General features: G+C 71.7%; 23 protein-coding genes. 14 read left to right on the forward strand and 9 right to left on the reverse strand.

Going from position 1 to position 24,858, the window contains the following annotated elements; translation table 11 throughout:
• The first annotated feature begins 85 nt into the window (after nt 1–85).
• On the forward strand, nt 86–1,735 hold the full coding sequence (locus tag ABZT17_RS17175; protein ID WP_356349499.1) for a protein kinase: 1,650 nt from the start codon (nt 86–88) through the stop codon (nt 1,733–1,735).
• On the opposite strand, the gene ABZT17_RS17180 is transcribed toward ABZT17_RS17175, so the two are convergent.
• On the reverse strand, nt 1,727–3,172 hold the full coding sequence (locus ABZT17_RS17180) for a serine hydrolase (protein ID WP_356349437.1): 1,446 nt from the start codon (nt 3,170–3,172) through the stop codon (nt 1,727–1,729). The genes ABZT17_RS17175 and ABZT17_RS17180 overlap by 9 nt on opposite strands.
• A gap of 87 nt (nt 3,173–3,259) precedes the next feature.
• Here ABZT17_RS17180 and ABZT17_RS17185 point away from each other — a divergent pair, with 87 nt between their 5' ends.
• From ABZT17_RS17185 to ABZT17_RS17195, 3 genes are all read left to right on the forward strand, one after another.
• Nucleotides 3,260–4,231, forward strand: coding sequence for an LLM class F420-dependent oxidoreductase (locus ABZT17_RS17185; RefSeq protein WP_356349439.1), 972 nt, complete (start codon nt 3,260–3,262; stop codon nt 4,229–4,231).
• A 108-nt stretch (nt 4,232–4,339) separates the two neighbouring features.
• Nucleotides 4,340–5,395, forward strand: a complete 1,056-nt coding sequence (locus tag ABZT17_RS17190; protein WP_356349441.1) for a hypothetical protein — start codon at nt 4,340–4,342, stop codon at nt 5,393–5,395.
• Between the two features lie 91 nt (nt 5,396–5,486).
• The gene (locus ABZT17_RS17195; protein WP_356349443.1) at nt 5,487–6,158 is read left to right on the forward strand and encodes a DUF2238 domain-containing protein; all 672 of its coding nucleotides are present in this window, start codon (nt 5,487–5,489) and stop codon (nt 6,156–6,158) included.
• Here the strand turns inward: ABZT17_RS17195 and ABZT17_RS17200 are convergent.
• Nucleotides 6,118–6,618, reverse strand: coding sequence for a DUF6328 family protein (locus ABZT17_RS17200; protein ID WP_356349446.1), 501 nt, complete (start codon nt 6,616–6,618; stop codon nt 6,118–6,120). The genes ABZT17_RS17195 and ABZT17_RS17200 overlap by 41 nt on opposite strands.
• A gap of 160 nt (nt 6,619–6,778) precedes the next feature.
• Here ABZT17_RS17200 and ABZT17_RS17205 point away from each other — a divergent pair, with 160 nt between their 5' ends.
• Complete coding sequence (locus ABZT17_RS17205; protein WP_356349448.1) at nt 6,779–7,129, forward strand: hypothetical protein; 351 nt, start codon at nt 6,779–6,781, stop codon at nt 7,127–7,129.
• Between the two features lie 26 nt (nt 7,130–7,155).
• Here the strand turns inward: ABZT17_RS17205 and ABZT17_RS17210 are convergent, their stop codons facing one another.
• Nucleotides 7,156–8,139, reverse strand: coding sequence for an aldo/keto reductase (locus ABZT17_RS17210; protein WP_356349451.1), 984 nt, complete (start codon nt 8,137–8,139; stop codon nt 7,156–7,158).
• A 137-nt stretch (nt 8,140–8,276) separates the two neighbouring features.
• On the opposite strand from ABZT17_RS17210, the gene ABZT17_RS17215 reads away from it, so the two are divergent.
• Nucleotides 8,277–10,010: a cholesterol oxidase substrate-binding domain-containing protein gene (locus ABZT17_RS17215; protein ID WP_356349453.1), complete on the forward strand. Its 1,734-nt coding sequence runs from the start codon at nt 8,277–8,279 to the stop codon at nt 10,008–10,010.
• A 30-nt stretch (nt 10,011–10,040) separates the two neighbouring features.
• On the opposite strand, the gene ABZT17_RS17220 is transcribed toward ABZT17_RS17215, so the two are convergent.
• The 3 genes from ABZT17_RS17220 to ABZT17_RS17230 form a co-directional block, all read right to left on the reverse strand.
• Complete coding sequence (locus tag ABZT17_RS17220) at nt 10,041–10,640, reverse strand: TetR family transcriptional regulator (RefSeq protein WP_356349456.1); 600 nt, start codon at nt 10,638–10,640, stop codon at nt 10,041–10,043.
• Complete coding sequence (locus ABZT17_RS17225; RefSeq protein ID WP_356349459.1) at nt 10,637–12,118, reverse strand: MFS transporter; 1,482 nt, start codon at nt 12,116–12,118, stop codon at nt 10,637–10,639. Before ABZT17_RS17225 ends, ABZT17_RS17220 begins: the two co-directional genes overlap by 4 nt.
• A 99-nt stretch (nt 12,119–12,217) precedes the next feature.
• Nucleotides 12,218–13,435, reverse strand: a complete 1,218-nt coding sequence (locus ABZT17_RS17230) for an FAD-dependent monooxygenase (RefSeq protein WP_356349462.1) — start codon at nt 13,433–13,435, stop codon at nt 12,218–12,220.
• Nucleotides 13,436–13,592: 157 nt separating this feature from the next.
• Here ABZT17_RS17230 and ABZT17_RS17235 point away from each other — a divergent pair, with 157 nt between their 5' ends.
• A complete protein-coding gene (locus ABZT17_RS17235; RefSeq protein WP_356349464.1) occupies nt 13,593–14,045 on the forward strand; it encodes an SRPBCC family protein in 453 nt (150 codons plus the stop codon).
• A gap of 10 nt (nt 14,046–14,055) precedes the next feature.
• On the opposite strand, the gene ABZT17_RS17240 is transcribed toward ABZT17_RS17235, so the two are convergent.
• On the reverse strand, nt 14,056–14,754 hold the full coding sequence (locus ABZT17_RS17240; RefSeq protein WP_356349467.1) for a ribonuclease H: 699 nt from the start codon (nt 14,752–14,754) through the stop codon (nt 14,056–14,058).
• 40 nt (nt 14,755–14,794) lie between these two features.
• Nucleotides 14,795–15,592 (reverse strand): VOC family protein, encoded by a 798-nt coding sequence (locus ABZT17_RS17245; protein ID WP_356349469.1) that lies wholly within the window; start codon nt 15,590–15,592, stop codon nt 14,795–14,797.
• Nucleotides 15,593–15,742: 150 nt separating this feature from the next.
• On the opposite strand from ABZT17_RS17245, the gene ABZT17_RS17250 reads away from it, so the two are divergent.
• The 7 genes from ABZT17_RS17250 (at nt 15,743) to ABZT17_RS17280 (ending at nt 24,125) form a co-directional block, all read left to right on the forward strand.
• Nucleotides 15,743–16,750 (forward strand): zinc-binding alcohol dehydrogenase family protein, encoded by a 1,008-nt coding sequence (locus ABZT17_RS17250; RefSeq protein ID WP_356349501.1) that lies wholly within the window; start codon nt 15,743–15,745, stop codon nt 16,748–16,750.
• Nucleotides 16,751–17,048: 298 nt separating this feature from the next.
• The gene (locus ABZT17_RS17255; protein WP_356349472.1) at nt 17,049–18,491 is read left to right on the forward strand and encodes a family 2B encapsulin nanocompartment shell protein; all 1,443 of its coding nucleotides are present in this window, start codon (nt 17,049–17,051) and stop codon (nt 18,489–18,491) included.
• Between the two features lie 13 nt (nt 18,492–18,504).
• Nucleotides 18,505–19,554: a family 2 encapsulin nanocompartment cargo protein terpene cyclase gene (locus tag ABZT17_RS17260; protein WP_356349474.1), complete on the forward strand. Its 1,050-nt coding sequence runs from the start codon at nt 18,505–18,507 to the stop codon at nt 19,552–19,554.
• 47 nt (nt 19,555–19,601) lie between these two features.
• Nucleotides 19,602–20,450 carry a geranyl diphosphate 2-C-methyltransferase gene (locus ABZT17_RS17265; RefSeq protein WP_356349478.1) on the forward strand — a complete coding sequence of 283 codons (849 nt, stop codon included), beginning with the start codon at nt 19,602–19,604 and terminating at the stop codon, nt 20,448–20,450.
• 193 nt (nt 20,451–20,643) lie between these two features.
• Complete coding sequence (locus ABZT17_RS17270) at nt 20,644–21,318, forward strand: response regulator transcription factor (protein WP_356349480.1); 675 nt, start codon at nt 20,644–20,646, stop codon at nt 21,316–21,318.
• A gap of 85 nt (nt 21,319–21,403) precedes the next feature.
• Nucleotides 21,404–23,116, forward strand: a complete 1,713-nt coding sequence (locus ABZT17_RS17275; RefSeq protein WP_356349482.1) for an ATP-binding protein — start codon at nt 21,404–21,406, stop codon at nt 23,114–23,116.
• Nucleotides 23,117–23,216: 100 nt separating this feature from the next.
• Nucleotides 23,217–24,125: an SGNH/GDSL hydrolase family protein gene (locus ABZT17_RS17280; RefSeq protein ID WP_356349485.1), complete on the forward strand. Its 909-nt coding sequence runs from the start codon at nt 23,217–23,219 to the stop codon at nt 24,123–24,125.
• Nucleotides 24,126–24,152: 27 nt separating this feature from the next.
• On the opposite strand, the gene ABZT17_RS17285 is transcribed toward ABZT17_RS17280, so the two are convergent.
• Complete coding sequence (locus ABZT17_RS17285; protein ID WP_356349487.1) at nt 24,153–24,635, reverse strand: VOC family protein; 483 nt, start codon at nt 24,633–24,635, stop codon at nt 24,153–24,155.
• Nucleotides 24,636–24,858 lie beyond the last annotated feature (223 nt).

Raw genomic sequence — 24,858 nt, forward strand, 5'->3', positions numbered from 1 at the left:
GTTGCAGATTCTTTGAACACATCCCGTCACACCTCCCGTACCTCTCTGTGAAAGGTGAGAGCCAGGGGTTCAACGAGGGATGACCATGGTCAAGGCGCATGTCTTCACACACGAGCTGGTGGCCGGGAGGTACCGGCTCGTCGATGTCGTCCACCGCGAGACGAACCGCGTCTGCTGGTACGGCAAGGCGGTCGACGGCGCCGGGCGGCCCTATCTGCTCACCGAGATCCCGCTGCCCGAGGACCCCGAGGGGGAGGTGGCGCCCCGGGCGACCGCGCGCGTCATCCGTATGTCCGAGACCATGGGGCTGCTGTGTCCCGGCTCGGTCGCCACGGTCATCGACGCCGTGGAGGAGAACGGCATCCTGTGGGTCGTCACCGAGTGGATCGACGGTACGCCCCTGGGGGAACTCCTCGCCCAGCAGGGCACGTTCAACTACATCCGGGCCGCCCGGATCGGCCTGGACCTGCTGGACGTGCTGGACGTGGCGCACGGCGAGGGCATCACCCACGGGGAGCTCAGCCCCGGCCAGGTGTTCGTCACGGACCGGGGCTCGCTCGTGGTCACCGGTTTCGGACTGGCCGGCGCGACCCTGGCGCCGAGACTCACCGCCCCCTCGTACGCCTCCCCCGAACAGGCCCGCGACGAGCGCATCGGACCGGCGGCCGACCTGTGGGCACTCGGCGCGATGCTCTACACGATGGTCGAGGGACGGCCGCCCTTCCGGGACCGGGACCGGCCCGAGACCACGCTGAAGGGCGTGGACCGGCTGCCGCTGCGCACACCGGTGCACGCCGGGCCGCTCACCCGGACCGTGCTGGGGCTGCTGCGCAAGGACTCCCGGGAGCGGCTGAGCCGCCAGGTGGTCCGTGAGTCCCTCACCCGGGTGCTGACCGAGGACCCCGACACCGTCACCCAGAGCGTGCCCCGGCCGCGGTTGCGCGGCGTCTACACCGCCGCCGCGCACGCCGTGCCGGGCTGGAGCAGACGCACGTTGGCCCTCGGCACCGCGCTGAGCGTCGTCACCATCGCGGTCGCCGCGCTGGCCGTCACCCAGGAACTCCCCGGCACCGGCGCCTCCTCGACGGACGCCGCGCCCCAGCAGACCGCATCCGCACCCGTGTCGCCCTCCGCGCCCGAGGACCGCACCGACGGCAAGAACACCGCGCCGTCCCCGTCGCCCACCCCCACCGCGTCCCGCTCGGCTCCTCCTTCCCCGACAACGTCGTCAAAGCCCTCGGCCGCGCCGTCCGCCTCGGCCTCGGCACTGCCGCAGGGCTTCCGGCGCTACACCGCGCCCGAGGGGTTCTCGGTCGCCCTGCCCAAGGGCTGGAAGCGGCTGGAGACCAGACGCGTCGGCGATCTGTCGACCCGTGTGACGTTCGGCGCCGACGGCGATCCGCGCACCCTCGCGATCACGTACAGCACGATCCTGGGCCCGGACCCCGTCGCGGTCTGGCGTGACGACGTCCAGCCGGAGCTGGAGCGGGAGGGCGGTTTCCAGCGGATCGGCGACATCAGGGCGACGACCTACCAGGGGCACAAGGCCGCCGACATGGAGTGGTTCACCGTCGCCGACGGCGAGAAGACACGCACCTTCGGGCGGGGTTTCCTGCTCGGCGGCGGCCGGGGCTTCTCGCTGCGCTGGACGACCCCGGCCGCCGACTGGGAGGACTCCGCCAACCGTCAGGCGCTGGACACCTTCCTGGGGACCTTCCGGGTGCTGTCAGGCTGACGGCGACGAGCGCGGTGCGCGCATCGCGCGAAGGGGCGCCCTGTGCAGCGGAGTGGTGTGCCAGCGTGCCGTGAAGGTCCGCTCCGGCAGGGAGCAGGAAACGGTCAGTCGGTGCGGGGTCTCCAGGAACACCACGTCCACGGCGAGGGTGTCCGCGTCGGCCCACCCCCCGCTCACCGCGGTGGGCAACGGCTCGTCGGTGACGGTCCAGCCGGCCTTCCCGAACCGCAGCCGAAGCGGGTGACCGCCCTCGGTGAGGGTGAGCGCCCAGCCGTCGGGCCCGGCGTCCACGGCGACCGAGGTCAGCTCCGGCAGCTCGGCGCACCCACCGCCGTAGGGGCTGAAGGCGATGGCGTTCCACTCCCGCGCCCGCTCGGGCGGGGCGGGCTCGCCGGCGGCCGGGGGCAGCGACAGCCGGGCGAGACGCTGCCGCAGTACGGCGTCCCGCTCGTCCCCGCCGTGCAGCGGTTCGGGTCCGAAGGCGGGCAGCAGGTGTTCCCAGACCAGGTCGAGCACCTGCTGCATCCGCTCGGTCGCCGCCGTGGTCGCGATGACCGCGTCGTGCTCGGGCAGCACCAGGCAGAACTGCCCGAAGGCGCCGTCGCCGCGGTAGCCGTGCCGGGCCATCCAGAACTGGAGGCCGTAGCCCTGCTGCCAGTCCGACCCCACCGGATCACCGCCCGCGTTGCCGATGTGCGGGCGCGTCGCCTCGGCCACCCACCCCTCGGGCAGCAGCCGCTTCCCCTCCCACACCCCGTCCCGCAGATACAGCTGCCCGAGCCGCGCGATCGCGTCGGTGCGGGCGTGCAGACCGCTGAATCCGAGTTCCCGGCCGGCCCGGTCGTGCAGCCAGGCCGCCTCACCGATGCCGAGCGGATCGAACAGGCGCGGACGGAGGTAGTCGGTCAGCGGCTGTCCCGTGACGCGCTGCACGATCGCCGCGAGTGTGTAGGTCGTGGGCTGGTTGTAGGCGAAGACGGTTCCCGGATCGCGGTCGGGCGGCACCAGCAGGAAGCCGCGCACCAGCTCCGCGCGGTCGGTGGCGAGCGCCCGGTCCAGCGTCTCGGCCTCGTGCCCGCTGGACATGGACGCCACGTGCCGCACGAGCATGGCGCGGCTGCGCGGGTCGGTGATGTCCGCGTCGAACTCCGGGAAGTAGGAGATCACCGGATCGTCGAACCGCAGCAGCCCCTCGGCCGCGGCGAGCCCGGCGGCCGTCGCCGTGAAGCTCTTGCTGAGCGAGTACAGCAGATGGGGCCGTTCCGGGGTGTACGGCGCCCACCAGCCCGACGCCACCAGCCGGTCGTGCCTGAGGATCATCAGACTGTGCGGCTCGATGTCGGGGGCGGCTTCGAGGGCGTCCAGGAAGGCGTGGACGCCTGCGGAGTCGACGCCCTGGGCGGCGGGGGTGGCGGTGGGCAGCGGGCGAGCACTCATGACCGCATCCTGCCCCGGTGATCCACCGCGGATCCAGGCCGTCTTTCCAGGCCGTTTTCCGGAGCCGAGGCAGGGGACCCGGCGGTCATGGTGCAAATCGGATACACGATGATGACCGAGCAGGCCGGTCCCCGTGAGCTGGTCGACCATCTGGTGCGGGCCGAGGAGGCCGGTTACGACTTCTCGGTGACCTCCGACCACTACTTTCCGTGGCTGCGCTCGCAGGGCCACTCGCCGTACGCCTGGAGCGTGCTGGGCGCGGCGGCCCAGGCGACCTCGCGCATACCGCTGATGACGTATGTGACCTGTCCGACCGTCCGCTACCACCCGGCGGTCGTCGCGCAGAAGGCGGCCACGATGCAACTGCTGTCCGAGGGCCGCTTCCGGCTGGGTCTCGGATCCGGGGAGAACCTCAACGAGCATGTGGTGGGCGGTGGCTGGCCGTCGGTCGACGTACGCCACGAGATGCTGGAGGAGGCGGTCGACATCATCCGGGCGCTCTTCGAGGGCGGTCATGTCAACCATCGCGGAACGCACTTCGACGTGGAGTCCGCCCGGCTGTGGGATCTGCCGGACCAGCCGCCGCCCATCGGAATCGCCGTCTCCGGCGAGCGCTCCTGCGCCCTCGCGGGGCGGCTGGCCGATCTGGTCATCGCCACCGAGCCCGAGGAGGGGCTGCTGACGGCGTTCGACGAGCACGGCGGCGAGGGCAAGCCCCGGGTGGGCCAGCTGCCGGTCTGCCACGACCCCGACCGGGACACCGCCGTCAGGCGGGCGCACTCCCAGTTCCGCTGGTTCGGCGGCGGCTGGAAGGTCAACTCCGAGCTGCCGCACCCGGATTCCTTCGAGTCGGCGACGCAGTACGTCACCCCGGACGACGTCGCCGCGTCGATTCCGTGCGGCGACGACCCCGACGACTTCGTGGAGGCGGTACGGCCGTACGCCGAGGCCGGGTTCGGGGAGATCGCGCTGGTGCAGATCGGCGGCGACTCCCAGCCGGCGTATCTGGACTGGGCGGAGAAGACCCTGCTGCCCGCGCTGCACGACGCGTTCGGCTGACGGTCCGCGCGTCTGCGCCGAGCCCTGGCAAACCATGACCAACGGGTGCCTATAGGCTGCCGGTCTGCACGTCCGCAGCCCGACCAGCTTTGCACAGGAGAGTCATCGGTGACACTGGCGATCGACCCGTCCGAGACGTCTGAGACCCCTGAAGCCTCTGAGGAGACCTCCGAGCCGTCCCCCGCGCCCCTGTCCGACCTGGTGGCGCGGGACGCCCGGGAGTTCGGGGTCTACGCGCGCACCGGCGGATGGGCCTTCGGCCTGATGGTGGCGCGCAGCGTCCGGCCCGGCGGCCAGGGCGCCGAGGAGACGCCGAAGGTGTCCGCGAAGGAGTTCGCGGAGCTGGCCGGGTGCTCCCCGGAGCGCGTGATGCGCTACTACAAGGCCTGGGACCGCGCCGCGGACGACGGCATGGTCCCGCACTTCGAGGCGCTGCGGCCCGGTCAGGAGGTGGAGCTGCCGGACGCCGACGTGTGGCTGAGCTACTACGTCTCCCGCAACAGCGCCACCTCCGAGCGCGGTACCGCCATCGCCGAGGCCGCCGAGGCCGAGGGCATCCGCCCGACCAAGGCCCTCGAAGTCGCCGAGAACCCCACCGCCCTGCGCGCCGCGATCCTCGCCGACCCCTCCACCGCCCGGGCGGCCCGCCAGGCGCTGCTCGACCGGGTGCGCGAAGACCCGGAACTGCAGGCCGAGTTGGCGCGGGACGTGGTGCGCACCGACGACCTCAAGAAGGCCGTGGCCACCGAGAGCCGCGCCGCCGACCGGATCGGCTATGTGCGGCAGATCGCCGAGTCCGGCCAGGTCAGGACCCCCGCCGGGCAGACCATCGACGCGCCGGTCGACCTGCGCCAGGAGGCCGAGCGGCATCTTTCGCTGATCGAGGAGCTCGACGAGGACGAGGACACCGGCGAGTGGGCCTCCGAGGCCTACGACACCCTCAAGTCCCTCGTCGCCGAGACCGTCGAGTCGGATCCGGAACTGCGCGTCCAGGAGCGGCGGACCAAGTTCTACAGCAGTCTGCAGAAGGCCACGAAGGCCTTCGAGGAGCTGACCTTCGACGACGTCCAGGAGTTCGTCGAGGACGACATGGTGCAGCGTCTGGAGGAGCTCCAGCAGGCCATCGCCTCGTGTCTGACCGCGCTGCGCGGCGCCGGGGACTGAGCGTGCGGACCGGGCGGGGCTGAGTAGCCGTACTCATGTCGCCGCCCACCCGCTCGGCCAGCATGGGGGTTCCTGACCTGGAGGAGCCCCCATGACCGCTGTTGTGCACTCCGCCGTCCCGCGACGGCAGCTGCCCGCCGTGCTCGCCGCCCTGGTGGTGCTGGGCATGGCCGTGTCGGCCTGGGGCGCCCGGGACGGCGGGACCTGGTTCCTGGAGACCGTGTGGGTGCTGGCCGGCCTGCCGCTCGTGGTCCTCGCCTGGCGGCGCTTCCCGCTGACCAACCTGTTGTGCTGCCTGCTGGCGGCCCACGCCATGGTCCTCGCGGTGGGCGGCCACTACACGTACGCGCAGGTGCCCCTCGGCGACTGGGTGCGGGACACCTTCGGCCTGGACCGCAACCCGTACGACCGCTTCGGCCACCTGATGCAGGGCTTCGTCCCGGCGGTGCTGGTGCGGGAGCTGCTCAGCCGTACCTCGCCGCTGCGCGGCAGCCGCTGGCTTGCCCCGCTGACCGTGTGCGCGTGTCTCGCCTTCAGCGCCGTGTTCGAGATGCTGGAGTGGCTGGCCGCGGTGGTCGGCGGACACTCCGCGGACGCCTTTCTCGCCACGCAGGGCGATGTGTGGGACACGCAGTGGGACATGTTCTGCGCGCTGATCGGCGCCACCGTGTCGATGCTGGTGCTGTCCCGGGCGCACGACCGGCAGCTGGACGCGCTCGGGGTCAGTCCGGCGAGTGCCGGTGGCGCGTCCACAGCGGGATGACGTACCAGCACAGCACGTACCACGCGACGACTCCGGTGACGATCCAGGGCACGGCCTCGTTGTGGGTGGCCACCCGGAGGATCAGCAGGAGCGAGGAGGTCATGGTGGCGAGGAGGAGCGCCAGGCCGACGTAGGTCATCCGGGAGGCCACTTCCACGGCCTCCGGCTTGACCCGCTGCCCGGACACCAGGCGGTGCAGGGAGACGGGCCCGATCAGCGCCCCGGTCGCGGCGGCGCCCAGGATCACCGTGACGATGTAGATGGTCTTGTCGGTGTGTTCCAGGGAGGCGTACTTCTGCTGGAACACCACGGTGAGCAGGAAGCCGAACAGGATCTGCACCCCGGTCTGGGCGACCCTGACCTCCTGGATCAGCTCACCCCACTTGCGGTCGGCCCGCTCCTCCTTGGTCTCGTGCCGGCCCCACTCGTTCAGCTCCGCACCGCTCTTCGAGACCGTCAACGTTCCTCCCGCACGGTCGCACCGGACGTCTTCACCCTCCCGGGTTCCCGATTCACGCGGAATTGACCGGGCCGACGGAAAACGGCCGCTGTTTGGGCGATCAGCGGGCGGTTACACGGAGCGGACGGCCCACGACGACCATCCGAGGAGTCCGACGACCATGTCCGGCACCGAACTCACGCTCACCCTCAGCGGCGCCACCGCCGCCGACGCCCGCGCCGTGGTGCGGGTCCTGGAGCCCTCCTTCGGCAGCCCGGAGGAGGAGCTGCCCGCCGACGACCGGGTCACGGTCCACACGGCGAGGTTCGCGCACGATCCCGCGGCCACCCCGCCGTCCGCGGCTCCCACGGCCGGGGGCCGTCTGTCCGGGGCGGTGACGGTGACCGTGCAGGGCGCCCCGGAGGCGGTGGCGAAGGCGCACGACGCGCTGACCCACGCCTTCACCGCCCAGGACCAGGGCGCGGTCTCCGGCGACCAGGAGCAGGAACGGCAGCTGCTCCTGGAGCCCTGAGCGACCGGTGGCCGAGCCCGGGGTGACTACCAGCGGCCCTCGACCTGGTCCTTGATCCGGCGGTCGTAGAGGTCGCCGATCGCCGTGAGGGTCGCCTCGGAAAGGTCCGGCAGCTTGGCGGCGGCCGCGTTGGCACGCGCCTGCTCGGGCGAGCGGGCGCCGGGGATGACGGTGGTGACACCGGGCTGCTGGACGATCCAGCGCAGGGCGAGCTGGGCCGGGGTGTACCCCTCGGGGGCGAGGGCGGCGAACTCCACGGCGGCCTCGACACCGGTCGCGTAGTCGACGCCGGAGAAGGTCTCGCCCTGGTCGAAGGCCTCGCCGTGCCGGTTGTAGGTGCGGTGGTCGTTCTCCGGGAAGACGGTGTCCTTGGTGTACTTGCCCGACAGCAGGCCGGAGGCGAGCGGGACACGGGCGATGATGCCGACGCCGGCCTCCCGGGCGGCCGGGAGCACCTCGCGCAGCGGCTTCATCCGGAACGGGTTGAGGATGATCTGCACGCTCGCCACACCCGGCCGGGCGATCGCGGTCAGCGCCTCCTGGCAGGTCTCCACGCTGACGCCGTAGTGGGCGATGCGCTCCTCCTCGACGAGGGTGTCGAGCGCGTCGAAGACCTCGTCCGAGGAGTAGACGGGCGTGGGCGGGCAGTGCAGCTGGACCAGGTCGATGCGGTCCACGCCCAGGTTGCGCCGTGAACGGTCGTTCCAGGCACGGAAGTTGTCGAGGACGTAGTTCTCCGGGATCTGCTCCACCCGGCGGCCCATCTTGGTGGCGATCAGCACATGCAGGTCCGGGCGGCCCGCGAGGAACGCGGCGATGGTCTGCTCACTGCGTCCGTCGCCGTACACGTCGGCGGTGTCGAAGAAGGTCACCCCCGCCTCGGCCGCCGCCTCCAGTACCGCCAGGGCTTCCTTGTCGTCGACGTCTCCCCAGTCGGCGCCCAGCTGCCAGGTGCCGAGACCGATCACGGATGCGTGCTGATCAGACCTACCGAAAGTGCGCTCGTCCATGGGGTCAGTCTGTCATCCGTCACACCCCGAGCACGGAACGGGCCGCTCCGGTGCGCGACCCGTGAAATGTTCACCCGCACGGGTGATGTGACTGGGCAGACGGTGGACTCCTGTCAAGGCGCGCCTAGCGTGGCCCCGTGACTGATCGTCCAGTGAGCAACCAATCCGCCGAGACGGCCGACGACCCGTCCTGGAGCAGGCGCGGCTTCCTGCTCTCGGCCGCCGCCCTGGCCGCCGTCCCCGTCCTGATCGCCGCCGATCCGGCGGTCGCGGCCGAGGAGTTGCCGGACTTCCCCGCCGGCGTCGACCTGTACCGGTCGGCGTACCGCAACTGGGTCGGCGAGATCACCGCGGACGGTCTGTGGGCCTGCGCCCCGACGAGTCCCGGCCAGGTGGCCGATGTCGTCAACTGGGCCCGGCGGCACGGCTGGACGGTCCGCGCCCGGGGTTCCTCGCACGGCTGGTCGCCGCTGACGGTCACCGAGGGCACGGCTTCGGGCGCGCAGGTCCTCCTCGTCGACACCGCCCCGCATCTCACCGGCCTGTCCCTCGACTCCCCCTCCGCCGTACGCGCCGGCACCGGCGTCACCCTGGAGGCCCTTCTCACCTACCTGGAGGCGCACGGCCTCGGTGTCACGGCCGCCCCCGCCCCCGGCGATCTCACGCTCGGCGGCGCGCTCGCCATCGACGCGCACGGCACCGCCGTACCGGCGAAGGGCGAGCGGCGGACGCCGGGGCACACCTACGGCTCGCTCAGCAATCTGGTGCTGTCGCTGACGGCGGTCGTGTGGGACGAGCGGGCCGGGTCGTACGTGCTGCGGACGTACGACCGCGACGAGGCGGACTGCGCCGCGCTGCTCGCCCATCTCGGCCGCTCACTGGTGACCGAGGTCGTGCTGCGGGTCGGGGCCGACGCCAACCTGCGGTGCTTGAGCCGTACGGACATCCCGGCCGCCGAACTCTTCGCCGCGCCCGGCCTGGACGGCCGCACGCTCGCGAGCTTCCTGGACGAGGCGGGGCGCATCGAGGCGATCTGGTTCGCGTTCACCGAGTTCCCGTGGTTCAAGGTGTGGAGCGTGGCGCCGACGAAGCCGCTCACCTCACGGCAGGTGACGTCGCCGTACAACTATCCCTTCTCCGACAACGTCCCGACCCTGGTGGCGGATCTGGTGGGGCGGATGACCTCGGGGGCGGCCTGGTATCTGGCGCCGGTGCTGGGCAACGCGCAGTTCGACGTGGCCGCGGCCGGGCTCCTGGCGACGCTCTCGGCGGACATCTGGGGGCCGTCGAAGAACACGCTGCTGTACATCAGGCCGACGACGCTCAGGGTGACGGCCAACGGGTACGCGGTCCTCACCAGCCGGGCCCAAGTACAGCGCGTCGTCGCCGAGTTCACGTCCTTCTACCGCGAACGGCTCACGGCGTACGCCGCCCTCGGCCGCTTCCCGGTCAACGGCTCGGTCGAGATCCGGGTGACCGGCCTGGACGACCCGGCGGACGTCGGACTGGACGGCGCCCGCGCCCCGTTGCTCTCCGCGCTGCGCGAGAGCGAGGCGCACCCGGAGTGGGACACGGCGGTGTGGCTCGACGTCCTGACCCTGCCCGGCACGCCTCATGCGGAGGCGTTCCTGCGGGAGTTGGAGCAGTTCCTGCTGCGCACCTTCGCCGACGGGCGGGCGCTGACCCGGGTCGAGTGGTCCAAGGGCTGGGCGTACACCGAGGACGCCGTCTGGAGCGACGAGGAGGTGCTCGGTACGGCGATCCCCGCGTCGTTCGGCGAGTCGGTGTGGGGACAGGCGGCCGGGGTCCTGGACCGGCTGGACCCGCACCACGTCTTCGGCAACGCCTTCCTGGACCGGCTGTTCCGCTAGAGCGGTCCCCGGCGCCGGGCGGTGCCCTCGCTACGGTCGCGGGGGGCCGGGCGTGAGGTGCTCCTGGACCAGGGGGGCGTAGCGCCTGACGATGTCGTCGATCGCGGCGGACCGGATGTGGGGGCCGCGCGCCAGGCCGTAGACCACGCCGAGGCCGAGCAGGGCTGCCACGGCGAGTTCGGCGCGCAGGCCGGCGTCGGGGCCGGTGAGGCGTTCGGTGAGGCGTTCGGTGACCTGGGCGCGGAAGTTGGCGCGCAGGATGTCGCCCTGTTCGGCGTGCAGGGGCGCGAAGACGACCCGCAGCAGCGGGTCGGCGCCCAGCTGGGACTGGCTGACCAGGACATGCCGGACCATGTGCGGGCCGAGCTGGTCCAGCGGGGCGTCGAGCAGGGCGTCCGCGTCGGTCTCGAAGGACATGACCCGGGCGAAGAGGGCGTCCTTGTTGCCGAAGTACTTGAGGATCAGGGGCGCGCTGACACCGGCGCGTTCGGCGACGGCCTTGAGGGTGATGTCGCCGTGGGCGTGGCGGGCCAGCAGATGGCGGGCGGCCTTGAGGATGGCCGTCCTGGTGGCCTCGGCGTCCCGGCGGGCGGGCGCACCTGTGGTGGGGGGAGTGCTCACGGCACTCATGCTCCCTCCAGTGCCTCGTCACGGGCGCCCCGGGTACGGCTCCGCGCCCGGCGTGTTCCGCGCCGGCCTGCCTCGCCGGGTATGGTCAGGGCCGTCGCGCTCGCGGCGAGGGCGACGGCGCCCGCCATGGTGAACGCCATCAGGTAGCCGTGCAGCGTGGGCACCGGCACCGCCCCGACCAGGCTGGTGTGGTGGACGAGCACGGCGGCCACGGCGGCGCTGGAGGTGGCCTGGCCGATGGTGCGCATCAGGACGTTGACGCCGTTGGCGGAAGCGGTCTGGGAGGCCGGCACGGCGTGCAGGATGAGGGTGGGCAGCGCCGAGTACGCCAGCGTCGTGCCGGTGCCGACGACCGCCGCACCCACCATGATCATCCACAGGTCGCGGCTGTCGGCGATGCGCACCGCGTACCCGCAGGCGATGATCAGGGCGCCGAGCGCCAGCGTGATACGCGGCCCGCGGGACGCGGAGATACGGGCCGAGACCGGTGAGAACAGCAGCATGATGAAGCCGCCGGGCAGCAGCACCAGACCGGTGCCGACGATGGACAGGCCGAGGCCGTAGCCGGTGGCCTTGGGCGCCTGCACCAGCTGGGCGGTGACCAGCGAGTTGGCGTAGAACGCGAACCCCGTGAAGAGCGCCGCCACATGGGAGAGGCCGACCTTGGGGCGGGACACCAACCGCAGGTCCACCAGCGGCCGTTCGGCTCTCAGCTGCTGCCACCACCACAGGGCCAGCACCACCACGGCACCGGCGAACAGCGCCAGGATCCGCGGGCTCCCCCACCCCCACTGCCCGCCCTGGGACACCCCCAGCAGCAGACAGATCAGCCCGGCGGCGAGCCCCAGCGCGCCCAGTACGTCGAAGCGGCCCGGCTCCCGCACGGGGGACTCGCGCACGGTCCACCAGACCATCGACACGCCCAGGGCGCCCAGGACGGCGGTCACCCAGAACATCACATGCCAGTTCGCGTACTGGATGACCAGCGCGGCGGCCGGCAGGCCCAGCGCGGCGCCGATCCCGACGGTCGAGCTCATCAGGGCGACCGCGCCGCCCCGGCGCTCGGGCGGCAGCTCGTCCCGCAGGATGCTGATGGACAGCGGTACGACGGCGGAGGCCGCGCCGGACAGGGCGCGGGCGGCGATCAGCACACCGATGTCCGAGGACAGGGCGCAGATGACGGAACCGGCCGTCATCAGAGCGAGCGCCAGCATCAGTACACGCTTCTTGCCGTACATGTCGCCGGCCCGGCCCAGCACCGGGGTGAGGACGGCGCCGGCCAGCAGCGTGGCGGTGACCATCCAGGAGACGGTGCCCGCGGAGGCGCCGGTCAGCCGGGGCAGGTCGGGCAGGAGGGGCACGACGACGGTCTGCATGACGGCCATCAGCGTGCCGCCGAACGCCAGCACCGGGACCGTGAGCCGGGCCCGCAGGGTCCGCCGCCCGGAAGGCTCGGCCATCAGTGCGGGCTGCTCCATCGACGCTCCAGCGGGTGGCACGGGAAACAAACGGGTGAATGGAAATTCACCATAGTCGGTGAATTGCCATTCACCCAAGCGGTCGCCTGGTGCCCCGGCCTACTTCCCGGAGGACAGCGCGCGGGCGTGGACGGTCCGCGCGACCTTCGGGCCGAGCCAGCGCTTGAAGCGCCGCAGGGCTTCGAGCTGGCCGGCCGCCCGGTCGATCCGGTAGTAGAGCTGCGGCGGGACGTACGGCAGCAGCGGCGAGTGCCGCTGGCCGAGCAGGGCGAACATCTGCTCCGGCGGAAGGTGGATGTACCGGGGCAGGTTCTCGTACCACTGCGCGCTGTAGCGGGCCGCGCTCTGGATGGAGAGGAGCTCCGCCTTGCGCCGCTGCTCGTAGCGGGCGAGGGCCTGCGTGAGGTCCGGCTGCTCGCGCAGGGCGCCGGCCAGACAGATCGCGTCCTCCAGGGCGAGGGTGGTGCCGGCGCCGATCGAGTAGTGCGTGGTGTGGGCGGCGTCGCCGACGAGGACGAGGTTGTCGCGGGACCAGGTGCGGTTGGTCAGGGTGCGGAAGTTCAGCCACGGGGCGTTGCCGTCGGCGGAGGACCGGCCGATGAGGGGGTGGCCGTCGAGGATGCCGGCGAACAGCTTCTCCAGCAGGGCGAGTCCGTCGGCCTCGGCGGCGGTGTCGAGGCCCAGGCCGGTCCAGGTCCCGGGGTCGCACTCGATGACGCAGGTGCTGCGCTCGGGGCTGAAGGGATAGCCGTAGCACCAGATCCAGCCGTGCTCGCTCTCCACGAAGGCGAAGGTGAAGGCGTCGAAGACCTTGGTGGTGCCGAGCCAGATGTAGCGGTTGCGGCCGTCCTTGAGCTCGGCGCCGAAGTGCCCGGCGTGGCGGGTGCGCAGGGCGCTGTGGACCCCGTCGCCCGCCACGACGAGGTCGGCGGCGGGCAGGTTCCCGTCGGTGATCTCGTGCTCGAACTCCAGCCGTACGCCGAGGGAGCGGGCCCTCGCGGCGAGGATCTCCAGGAAGCGGTGGCGGCCGATGCCGAAGCCGTCGTCGCCGGGCCGGCGGGTGCTGAGGTCGCGCACATGGGCGACGCCCTCGTTCCAGCGGACGGAAGCCTGCTCCAGGGCCCGCGCCGACTCGGGGTCGTGCTCATGGAGCTTGTCGAGCAGTCCACGCCAGTAGGTGACGCCCCACCCGTAGGTCGAGCCCTCCGGATTGCGCTCGTGGACGGTGATGTCGTGGGACGGGTCCTGCCGTTTCAGCAGGATCGAGAGATACAGGCCGGCGGGCCCGCCGCCGACGCAGGCGACCTTCACGCACACCCCCAGGAATTACCCAAAGCGGTCATTTGGCAACGCAGAGTAGCAGCCGGTGGATCGAGAGCGGCTCCGGCCGACAGCCTGGAAACGGCGATTCGCCCCGCAGGTCACGGGTACCCGCGCCGGACGCAACCGACGAGAGCGAAGGAGGGGTTCACCCGTGTCGCAGGTCGAGGAATCCATCGAGGTCGGCGTCCCGGTGCACACCGCGTACAACCAGTGGACTCAGTTCGAGACGTTCCCCGAGTTCATGAGCGGGGTGGACCGGATCGAACAGCGCACGGACACGCTCACCCACTGGGTGACCAGCGTGAACGGGGTGCACCGGGAGTTCGACGCGGAGATCACCGAACAGGTCCCGGACGAGCGGGTCGCCTGGACGACGGTCTCCGGACAGGCCCGGCAGGCCGGGGTGGTGACCTTCCACCGCCTCGACGACGACCACACCAAGGTCATGCTGCAGCTGGACTACCACCCGGACGGCATCACCGAGCAGGTCGGCGACAAGCTGGGCTTCGTGAAGCGGCAGACCAAGGGCGACCTGGAGCGCTTCAAGAGGTTCATCGAGAAGCGCGGCCGGGAGACCGGCGAGTGGCGAGGCGTGGTCACCTGACCGCCGGCCGTCAACCGGCCTCCGCCGTACGGCACTCCGGGTGCCCCCAGCCCTGCGCGTTCTTGGCGATGGACTCGCCGGCGGCGTAGGAGCGGCCGCACACACAGCGGCCGGGGAACTTGGCCTTGATGGTGCGTGCGGACGAGCCGCCGTTCTTCCGCGCCGCGCCGGGCTTCTGGCGCGGCGCGGACGCCTTGGGGGTGTCCGGGGAGGGCGGCGGCACCGGTGAGCCCAGTTCGCTGCCCGCGGGCTCCTGGACGACGGCCGCCTGGCTGGCGGCACGGTCGGCGAAGTCGTTGAGCGGGTCGCCGTCGACCTGGTGGGCGGGGACGTACCGGAACTCGACCGAGCGGCCGTCGAGCAACTCGTCGATGCGCACGACCAGTTCCTGGTTGGCGACCGGCTTGCCGCCGGAGGTCTTCCAGCCGTTGCGCTTCCAGCCGGGCAGCCAGGTGGTGACGGCCTTCATCGCGTACTGCGAGTCCATCCGGACCTCGAGCGGAACGCCGGGGTCGGTCGCCGCCAGCAGGCGCTCCAGCGCGGTGAGTTCGGCGACGTTGTTGGTGGCCCGGCCGAGCGGTCCGGCCTCCCAGCGCGCCGGGGTGAGGGAGTCGTCGGAGACCACCCACGCCCAGGCCGCCGGTCCCGGATTTCCCTTCGAGGCCCCGTCGCAGGCGGCCACCACACGTTCACGCATGGGCTCGATCATGCCACGGACGGACGGGGCCTCCCGACGGGCCTAGGACGGTCTAGGACACGTCCCGGGTCTTGGGGAGCTCGCCCTCGGTCGTGGTGATGTCGATCACCGAGAAGCTCGCGCCCTGCGGATCGCTGAGCGCCGCGAAACGGCCGTAGGGGCTGTCCATCGGGCCGAAGCGCAGGGTGGCGCCGAGTTTGGTCGCCTTGGAGACCGCGTCGTCGCAGTCGTCGACCACGAAGTACAGGTTGACGTAGGACGGGATCTCGGGTGGGAACTCGTCGCCCATCCGCATCCGGCCGAGGACCGTGGTGTCGCCGAGGTCGAACAGCCGGAAGTCGACCGCGTCGTCGACGACCTGCTGCGCCGTGTACGGGAAGACGGCGCGCAGGAACGCGTCGGTCGTCTCGGGGTCGCGGGTGAAGATCTCGGCCCATCCGTAGGCGCCCGGTACTGCGGTCGCCTCGAAGCCCTCGTGGGTTCCGGCCTGCCACACCCCGAAGACGGCGCCGCTGGGCTCACGGCCCAGGCACATGGTGCCGAACTCGCCGACCCGCATCGGCTCCATCAGCACCTCTCCCCCGTGCTCCCGGATCTTCGCGGCGGTCGCGGCGGCGTCCGGCGAGGCGAAGTAGAGGCACCACTGCGACTGGCCCTCCTGGCCGGGCATCGGCGGTACGACGGCGGCGACCGCCTTGCCGTCGGCGTACGCCTGTGTGTAGTTGCCGTACTCCGACGACGCCTCGCCGAAGGTCCAGCCGAGCACGTCGCCGTAGAAGCTCTTGGCCCCCTCGACATCGCCGAACATCGCATCGGCCCAACAGGGGGTTCCTTCAGGTGGTACGGCCATGACTACGGCCCTCCCGAATCGGCGCTTGGTCCGTTTCCTCACGCTAGTCATCCGTCCGCCGAAGCGCGCGCCGAACGGGCGGGCCCGTTCCAGACTGGTCCTGGCGGGGTTTCGGCGCTGCGGACGGGGTGCGGAATGACGGACAGGACGATGCGCGCGTGGTCGGTGGTGGCACCCGGGCCGGTCGAGCAGGGCGGTCTCAGGTTGCTGGAGAAGCCGGTCCCGGAGCCCGGTGACGACGAGTTGCTGGTGCGGGTGCGGGCGTGCGGGGTGTGCCGCACCGATCTGCATGTCACGGAGGGTGATCTGCCGGTGCGCCGGGCGGGAGTGACGCCCGGGCACGAGGTGGTGGGCGTGGTGGCCGGGACCGGGGCGGAGGTTGACGGGTTCGCGGTCGGTGACCGGGTCGGGGTGGCCTGGCTGCGGCGGACCGACGGCACCTGCGCGTACTGCGCGCGCGGCGCCGAGAACCTCTGCCCGGCCTCGCGGTACACCGGCTGGGACGCCGACGGCGGTTACGCGCAGTACACGACCGTACCCGCCGCCTTCACCTACCGGCTGCCGGACGCCCTCGACGACGTGGCCGCGGCTCCTCTGCTCTGCGCCGGGATCATCGGCCACCGGGCACTGCGGCGGGCCGCGCTGCCGCCGGGCGGACGGCTCGGCCTGTACGGGTTCGGCGGCAGCGCCCATCTGTGTGCGCAGGTGGCGCTGGCCGAGGGCGCCAGGGTGCATGTCCTCACGCGCGGGGCGGCGGCCCGACGGCTGGCGCTGGACCTGGGCGCCACCTCGGCGCGGGACGCCTGCGCGACGCCGCCCGAACCGCTGGACAGCGCGATCCTCTTCGCACCCGTCGGCGACCTCGTGCCGGTCGCGCTGCGCGCCCTCGACCGCGGGGGCGTCCTCGCGATCGCCGGCATCCACCTCAGCGACACACCGCCGCTGCACTACGAGACCGAGTTGTTCTACGAGAAGCAGGTGCGCAGCGTCACCTGCAACACCCGTGCGGACGGGCGGGAGTTCCTCGCCCTCGCCGCCCGGCACAGGGTGCGCGCCACCACCCACACCTATCCCCTGTCGGAGGCCGACCGGGCGCTGCGGGATCTGAAGGCGGGGCGCTTCGACGGGGCCGCGGTGCTGGTGAACGACCTCTCCTGAGGACCGGTCCGAGGGGGTCCCACGCCCTGCGGCGGTCACGGACCGACGGGCGTGCGCCGCACCCCATCCGAGGCGGCCGTACGCCCTGTGCGCCGAGCGTGCGGGCGTGACGGCCCCCGCCGGCCGGGCCAGGTCGCGGGATGTGCACCGCGGCCACCGGAAACCGCCCCCCTCACGCCGTACCGGCGCCCGATCAAGGGCTGTTGCCTTGTACATGCGGTGCGCACCTGTCAGCCGCCACGGCCCGCCTTCCTCACCGACCACTCCGCTCACCCCTGTCCACCCTCAGGGAGGGAATGTGTCCGCCCCCGAAAGCGCCCCCGGCCCCGCCACCGACGAACCCGTCCCCGAATCCTCCGCCGACGAGCAACTGACCAGTCTCAGCACCCGGGCAGCACGCCAGCTCACCACGACGACCAAGTCCGAACCGCAGATGCAGGCGATCAGCTCGCGCTGGCTGCTGCGCTCGCTGCCCTGGGTGGACGTCAAGGGCGGCACTTACCGGGTCAACCGGCGTCTGCAGCTGCGGATCGGGCGCGGGCGGGTGCAGTTCGAGCAGAACGGCGCCGACGACATCAGGGTCATCCCGGAGACGCTCACCGAACTGCCGGTGCTGCGCGGCTACTCCGACACCGAGGTGCTCAAGCAGGTCGCGACCCGGTTCCGGGTCCGGGAAGTGCGCGCCGGGCAGGTGCTGTTCGAGGCCGGGCAGCCGGTGACCGAGACCTACCTGGTGGTCCATGGCCGCTTCACCCGGTACACGGAGGGCAAGTACGGCGAGGAGGAGATCGTCGGGGTCGTGTTCGACGGCGACCAGATGGGCGACGAGGCCATCGGCCAGTCCGATCCGCTGTGGCTGAGCTCGGTGCGGGCGGAGACCTCCGGTGTGCTGCTGGTCCTGCCCTGGGACGTCGTCAGGGAGTTCATCGACCGGGCGCCCTCCCTGGCCGCGCATCTGGAGGCGTTCGCCGAGCGACAGAAACTGCCGGTGAACCGCAAGGGCGAGGCCGACGTGCCCATGCAGGCCGGCCATGTCGGCGAGCCGACGATCACCGGCGGCTTCGTCAACTACGATCTCGCGCCGCGCGAGTACGAGTTGTCACTCACCCAGACCGTGCTGCGGGTGCACACCCGCGTGGCCGACCTCTACAACGACCCGATGAACCAGACCGAGCAGCAACTGCGCCTGACCGTCGAGGAGATCCGCGAACGGCAGGAGTGGGAGCTGGTCAACAACCGCGAGTTCGGGCTGCTGCACAACGTCGACTACGGCCAGCGCATCAGCACCTTCACCGGCCCGCCCACTCCGGACGACATGGACGAGCTGCTGTCCATGCGCCGCAGGACCAAGGTCTTCCTCGCCCATCCGAAGGCGATCGCGGCCTTCTTCCGGCAGTGCAACCGGCGGGGCCTGGTGCCGGGCACGGCGAGCGTCGAGGGGCACGAGATCCCCGCCTGGCGGGGCGTCCCGATCTTCCCGTGCAACAAGATCCCGGTCAGCGACCGGCACACCAGCAGCATCATCGCGCTGCGCACCGGGGAAGGCGACCAGGGCGTGATCGGCCTGTACCAGACCGGTATCCCCGAGGAGTACCAACCGGGCCTGAACGTACGGTTCATGGGCATCGACCGGGCCGCGATCATCAGCTATCTGGTGACCGCCTACTACTCGATGGCCATCCTGGTGCCGGACGCGGCGGGCATCCTGGAGAACGTCCAGATCGGCCGGACGGCCGACTGAGGTGGAGCACACGATGACCCCCGCCTCGTCCTCGCCGTCGCTGCCGGGCCCGCCGGACCTGGCCGGCGCTCTGCGGGCCCGCCGCGGCGGCGCGATCCCCGGGCTCCACCACCGGCAGGTCACCCCCGCCGACCCGCGGAAGGCGGCGGAGGTCGACCGCAGAGTGGAGGCCTGGGCCCGCGGCCTCGATCTGTTCCCCACGAGCTGGTCGGGGGACTTCGGCGGCTTCCAGTTCGGCCGGGCCGTCGTACTCCAGCATCCCGGGGCGGCGGACCTGGAGCGCCTCACCGTCGCCGGCAAACTGCTGCTGGCGGAGAACCTCGTGGACAGCTGCTACTGCGAGGAGGACGAGGGGCGGGGCGGCGCACGCCGGGGACTGGGCGGCCGGCTGATCCTCGCCCAGTCGGCGCTCGACCCCTTCCACGGCCCGCCCGGGCTGCGGGAGCAGTGGCTGCGCGGCGTGCACGCCGACGGCCCGTTGCGCTCGTACCACTTCGCGCTCAAGGACTACGCCGTCCTCGCCACACCCAGCCAGACGGACCGGTTCGTCCACGACATCGCCCGGCTGCACCTCGGATATCTCGCCGAGGCCGCCTGGTCCGAGCTCCGTCATATGCCCCGGGTGTGGGAGTACCTGGTGATGCGGCAGTTCAACAGCTTCCGGCCCTGTCTGTCGATCGTCGACGCCGTGGACGGCTACGAACTGCCCGAGGCGGTGTACGCCCGCCCCGAGATCCAGCGGATCACCGCGCTCGCGTGCAATGCCACCACTCTCGTCAACGACCTGTACTCCTTCACCAAGGAGCTGGCGAGCGACCCCACGCACCTCAATCTGCCGGTGGTGATCGCGGCCAACGAGCGCTGCGGTCTCAAGGCCGCCTATCTCAAGGCCGTGGAGATCCACAACGAGATCATGGCCGCGTTCGAGGACGAGTCCGCGCTGCTGGCCGCCACCTCACCGCTGGTCGAGCGCTACGCCCGGGGCCTGTCCGACTGGGTGGCCGGCAACCACGAGTGGCACGCCACCAACACCCACCGCTATCACCTGCCCCACTACTGGTAACTCCCGCCGTCCTGACGTCCCGTCATCAGTCCCACGAGGAGTGACAGTTGGCCATCGTGCCCACCCAGTCGACCTACCAGAGCCGCGTCGCGGACTACTGGAACGCCGAGGAGAACCCGGTCAACCTCGAACTCGGAAAGCTCGACGACCTCTACCACCACCACTACGGCGTCGGACCGGCCGACCGCTCCGTGCTCGACGAACCGGACCCGGTGCTGCGCCGTGAGCGGATCACCGCCGAACTGCACCGCCTCGAACACGCCCAGGCGGAACTCCTCGCCGCCCACCTCGGCCCCCTCTCCCCCGACGACCGTGTCTTCGACGCCGGCTGCGGACGCGGCGGCGGCAGTGTGGTGGCCCATCTGCGCTACGGCTGCCACGCGGACGGTGTGACGATCTCCGCCAAGCAGGCGGAGTTCGCGGGCGAGCAGGCACGCAAACGCGGCATCGACGACCGGGTGCGCTACCACCACCGCAACATGCTCGACACCGGTTTCCCGACCGGCGCCTACGCCGCGTCGTGGAACAACGAGTCGACCATGTACGTCGAGTTGGAGCTGCTGTTCGCCGAGCACGCCCGGCTGCTGCGCCGCGGCGGGCGGTATGTGGTCGTCACCGGCTGCTACGACGACACCTATGGGCGGGCCTCGCGCGAGGTCTCCCTGATCAACGCCCACTACATCTGCGACATCCACCCGCGCTCGGAGTACTTCCGGGCGATGGCTCGCCACCGGCTGGTCCCCGTCCACGTGCGGGACCTCACCGCCGACGCACTCCCGTACTGGGAGCTGCGCCGGGAGGCCGAGCACCTGGTCACGGGCATCGAGGACACGTTCCTGACCGCGTACAAGAACGGCAGTTTCCAGTATCTGCTGATCGCCGCCGACCGGATCTGACCCGTTCCGGCGCGGGCTCGTGCGATGAGTGTGACATCCCCGCATCGCGCGAGCCCGTGCCGGAACTCCCCCGGGCGGCTCCCCCCTTGAACCGTGGGCCTTCACTGTTCTACCTTCGCCACATGGTCGGGGCATCAACGACCGCTCATGAGCCGCACAACGAGCGGACGGCAGATGAGCCGGGTGATGCGGAATGCGTCCGCACCTCGCTCTGATCGAGGACGAACCCGATTTCGCACTGATGTGCCGTTCCTATCTGGAACGGGCCGGTTTCGTCGTCACCTGGGCCATGGACGCACGTGCCGGGAAGACCGTCCTCCACGACGGCGGCATCGACCTCGCCGTACTCGACCTCGGGCTGCCGGACGGCAGCGGCCTGGAGCTGCTGCGGGCGCTGCGCTCCACGAGCAGGCTCCCGGTCATCGTCGTCTCGGGCCGCGGCGCGGAGACCGACCGGGTGGCGGGCCTGGAGATCGGCGCGGACGACTACCTGGTCAAGCCGTTCTCGCAACGGGAGCTGGTGGCCCGCATCCACGCGGTGCTGCGCCGCTCACAGCCGCCTCAGGCCCCGACCCTGCACCAGGTGGGCGCTCTGCGCATCGACTCCGCCGCCCGCCAGGCCTCCGTCGACGGCACCGCGCTGCCGCTGCGGCCCAAGGAGTACGCCCTGCTGGAGATGCTGGCCGCCGCTCCCGGCCGGGTCTTCTCCACGGAGCAGCTGCTGGAGCGGATCTGGGGCTCGTCCTGGCAGCAGCCCGCGACCGTGGTCGAGCATGTGTACCGGCTGCGCGGCAAGCTCGCGGCCATGCCCGCGCCGACCCCGCGCATCACCACGGTCCGCGGCTACGGATATCGCCTCGACCCCTGACTCCTGCCGCGAGCCCCGGCCCCTGTCCCACCCCCCGACTCCTGCCCCGACCCGGAGTCCCGTCCCGGCCCCGGAGGTCCGACCGATGACCGACACCCCGGACTTCCGGCGCCTGTTCGACGCGAGCCTCTCCCCGCTGCTGGTGCTCGCCCCCGACTTCACCATCGTCGAGGTCAACCGCGCCTACCTCAGCGCCACCCGCACCGAACGGGACATCGTCGGACGGCCCGTGTTCTCGGTGTTCCCCGACAACCCGGCCGACCCGTCCGCCGACGGCGTCGCCAACCTGCGCCGCTCGCTGGAGACGGTGGTGGCGAGCGGCCGTACGGACACGATGGCACTGCAGCGCTACGACATCCCCACCAGCGAGGAGGGCACCTTCGCCGAGCGGTACTGGAGTCCGGTCAACACACCGGTGCTGGACGACGAGGGGCGGGTCACCCACATCATCCACCGGGTCGAGGACGTCACGGAGTTCGTGCGGCTGCGCCGGCTCGGGCGGGAGCAGCGGCGGGCCGTGGCCGAGGCCGCGACGCGGGCCGAGGGGATGGAGATCGACCTGTTCGTGCGCGCGCGGGAGATCCGCGAGGTGAACGAGCAGCTGAGCCGGGCCAACGCCGAACTGGACGCCGCGGGGCGCAGGTTGCGGGAGGAGCAGCGTGCCAAGGACCGGTTCATCGCCACGCTCTCGCACGAGCTGCGCAACCCCCTCGCGGCCGCGAGCGCGGCCACCGAGTTGCTGGCCCTGGACATGCCGGAGGGCCATCCGGCGCTCGCGGTGCTGGAGCGGCAGCTGGGCACGCTGACACGGATGAGCAACGACCTCCTCGACGGCACCCGGGCCGTGACCGGGCGCCTGGAGCTGGTCTGCGAGCCGGTGGACCTGCGCTCGGTCGTGGACGGGGCGTGCGCCGACATCCACGGGCTGTTCGGGCACGACGGCCGCACGCTGGGAGTCGTACTGCCGTCCGAGCCGGTGGTCGTGGCCGGTGACCGGCTGCGGCTGGCGCAGGTGCTGACGAACCTGCTGTCAAACGCGCTCAAGTACACACGGCCCGGCGGGCACACCGAGGTGGGGCTCGGCGCGGCGGACGGCCGGGCGCGGCTGACCGTGCGGGACGACGGCATCGGCTTCGAGCCGGCCCAGGCCGAGGAGCTGTTCGGGGTGTTCATGCGGGCGGCGCCGGCCGGTCCCGACACGCCGGAGGGCCTCGGTCTGGGGCTCGCGGTGGCCCGGACCGTGGTGGAGCTGCACGGCGGCCGGATCAGCGCGTACAGCGAGGGCCCCGGCAAGGGTGCGACGTTCACGGTGCTGCTGCCGACGACGCACTCCACGAACCCCTCGCGGCCGCGGCCCGCACCCGTGCGCCGGACGCCGAGCCGTCTGTCGATCCTGATCGTCGAGGACAACGCGGACCTGGCCGCGACCTATCGCACCCTGCTCGAACGCCAGGGCCACCGGGTCAGGGACGTGCACACGGGCGCGGACGCGATCGCCGCCGCCGAGGCGGGCTCCTTCGACGTCGTCCTGTGCGACCTGGGGCTGCCGGACATCGACGGCTACACGGTCGCCCGCGCGCTCCGCGCGCGCCCCCACGGTGACCGGCTCCGGCTGATCGCGGTCTCCGGTTTCAGCCAGGGCACCGACCGCGCCCTGTCCCGCGCGGCCGGTTTCGACACCCACCTCACCAAACCACTCCCACTCACCGATCTGCTGGCCCTCCTGGAGCGATCGCAGGGCCAGGGCGAGTGGCGAGAGGACGTCGTCCAGGTGGATCCCGGCGCGCCGCGAGGGTAGGGCGGGGGCGGGGCCCGAACTGTGCGCCGGGCCTTCCGCCTTGGGCTCGGCTGTGCTTGCCTGGGGAGCCGTTTTCGGTTGCCGGGGCGGGAGTTGCTGCATGCGGAAGCCGTGGATCGTGGGGGTGCTGCTGGCCGCCGCGCTGGTGCTGGGCGCGTGTGGCGATCCGGCGTCCGCGCCCGAGGGGCCGCCGCCCTCCCCCTCCGTACCGGGGGCGTCCGCCTCGACGACCCACCAGCAGGCGCCGGCGTCCGCCGGTGTGCCGGCCGTGCGGCCGCGCGTGCTGTATCTCGGTGACTCGCTGGCGATGGAGGCCCAGAACGTCCTCGGCAAGCAGCTCCGCCAGGACCTCGGCGCGACGTACACTGCCGCCCCCTACTCGGGCACCACCCTCTGCGACTACCTGGAGGGCACGGGCGCGAAGTCGCTCGTGCCGGACGCCGACAAGGCCGCCGCACTGGTCCGTTCGCGCCACCCCGACTATGTGGTGCTGCAGTTCTGGGGCAACGCGTGGGCCTTCACCTGGTGCATGGACGGCATCAGCTACGACCGGTCCCGGCAGAGGTACTTCACCCGCTACGAGGCCGACCTGCGCCGTCTCACCGACCAGATCGCGGCGGCGGGCGGGACCAAGCGGCCCAGGATCGTATGGGTGCTGCAGGGCCCGGACCCGCTCACGCCGGACCGGGTGCGGCGGGTGAACCAGATGTACGAGCGGCAGGCGGCGGCCTCCGGCGACATGGTCGCCGACGCGGGCGCCGCGGTCAGCCCGGCCGGCGCCCGCTACTCCTGGTCCCAGTACCTGCCGTGCACCGCCTACGAGCACGAGCACCCCGACTACTGCACCCAGCCGGGCCAGGACCGCACCGCCCTCCACATCGACACGGACTACCTGCACTTCTGTCTGGTGCCCACCACCTCCACGCCGAGGCCGTGCCCGGTGCGCTCGCCCGGCATCCTGCGCATCGCCCAGGCGATCACGCGCGCGATCGCCGGCGACGTCCGGTGAGCGGCGGCCCGCCGGCGGCCCCTGCCGTCACTCCCCGGCGTACGCCCTCTCCAGGGCGGCGATGTCGAACTTGCCCATCGCCATGAAGGCCTTGGTCGTCCGGGACGCCTTCTCCTGGTCGGGGTCGCTGATCATGTCGATGAGGTGCTCGGGGACGACCTGCCAGGACACGCCGTACTTGTCCTTCAGCCAGCCGCAGGGGCCGGGCTCGCCGCCGTTCTCGGTGAGCTTGGTCCAGTAGTAGTCGATCTCCTCCTGGTCCGCGCAGAAGATCTGGAAGGAGATCGACTCGTTGAACTTGAACTGGGGGCCGCCGTTCAGCGCGACGAACTTCTGGCCGTTGGCCGTGAACTCCACGGCCAGCACGGACCCGGCAGGGCCCGCCCCGCCCTCGACATTGCGGCCGACGCGGCCGATGCTGGAGTTCTTGAAGATCGACACGTAGTGGTGGGCGGCCTCCTCGGCCTGGCCGTCGAACCAGAGACACGTGGTGAATCCGTCGGTGGTCATGGGTACCTCCTGGGCGTCGCGGGACCTTTCACCCCTGTTGACCGATCCTCGCCGCGAAACTCATCGGCAGGGCGGCGAATTAATCCATCCGGCCGTGTCGCACCCCCCGCACCAGGGCGTGTTGCGAAAGTCCCGTCGTCCGCCCGGAGGGCGGGCCGGGCGGCGTCGGCGGCGAGAGTGCGTGCCAGGCGTCGAGCGGCAGGCGGGACTTTCGCAACACGCC

Source organism: Streptomyces sp. NPDC005648 (genome assembly GCF_040605395.1).
In the GTDB taxonomy this organism is placed as follows: domain Bacteria; phylum Actinomycetota; class Actinomycetes; order Streptomycetales; family Streptomycetaceae; genus Streptomyces.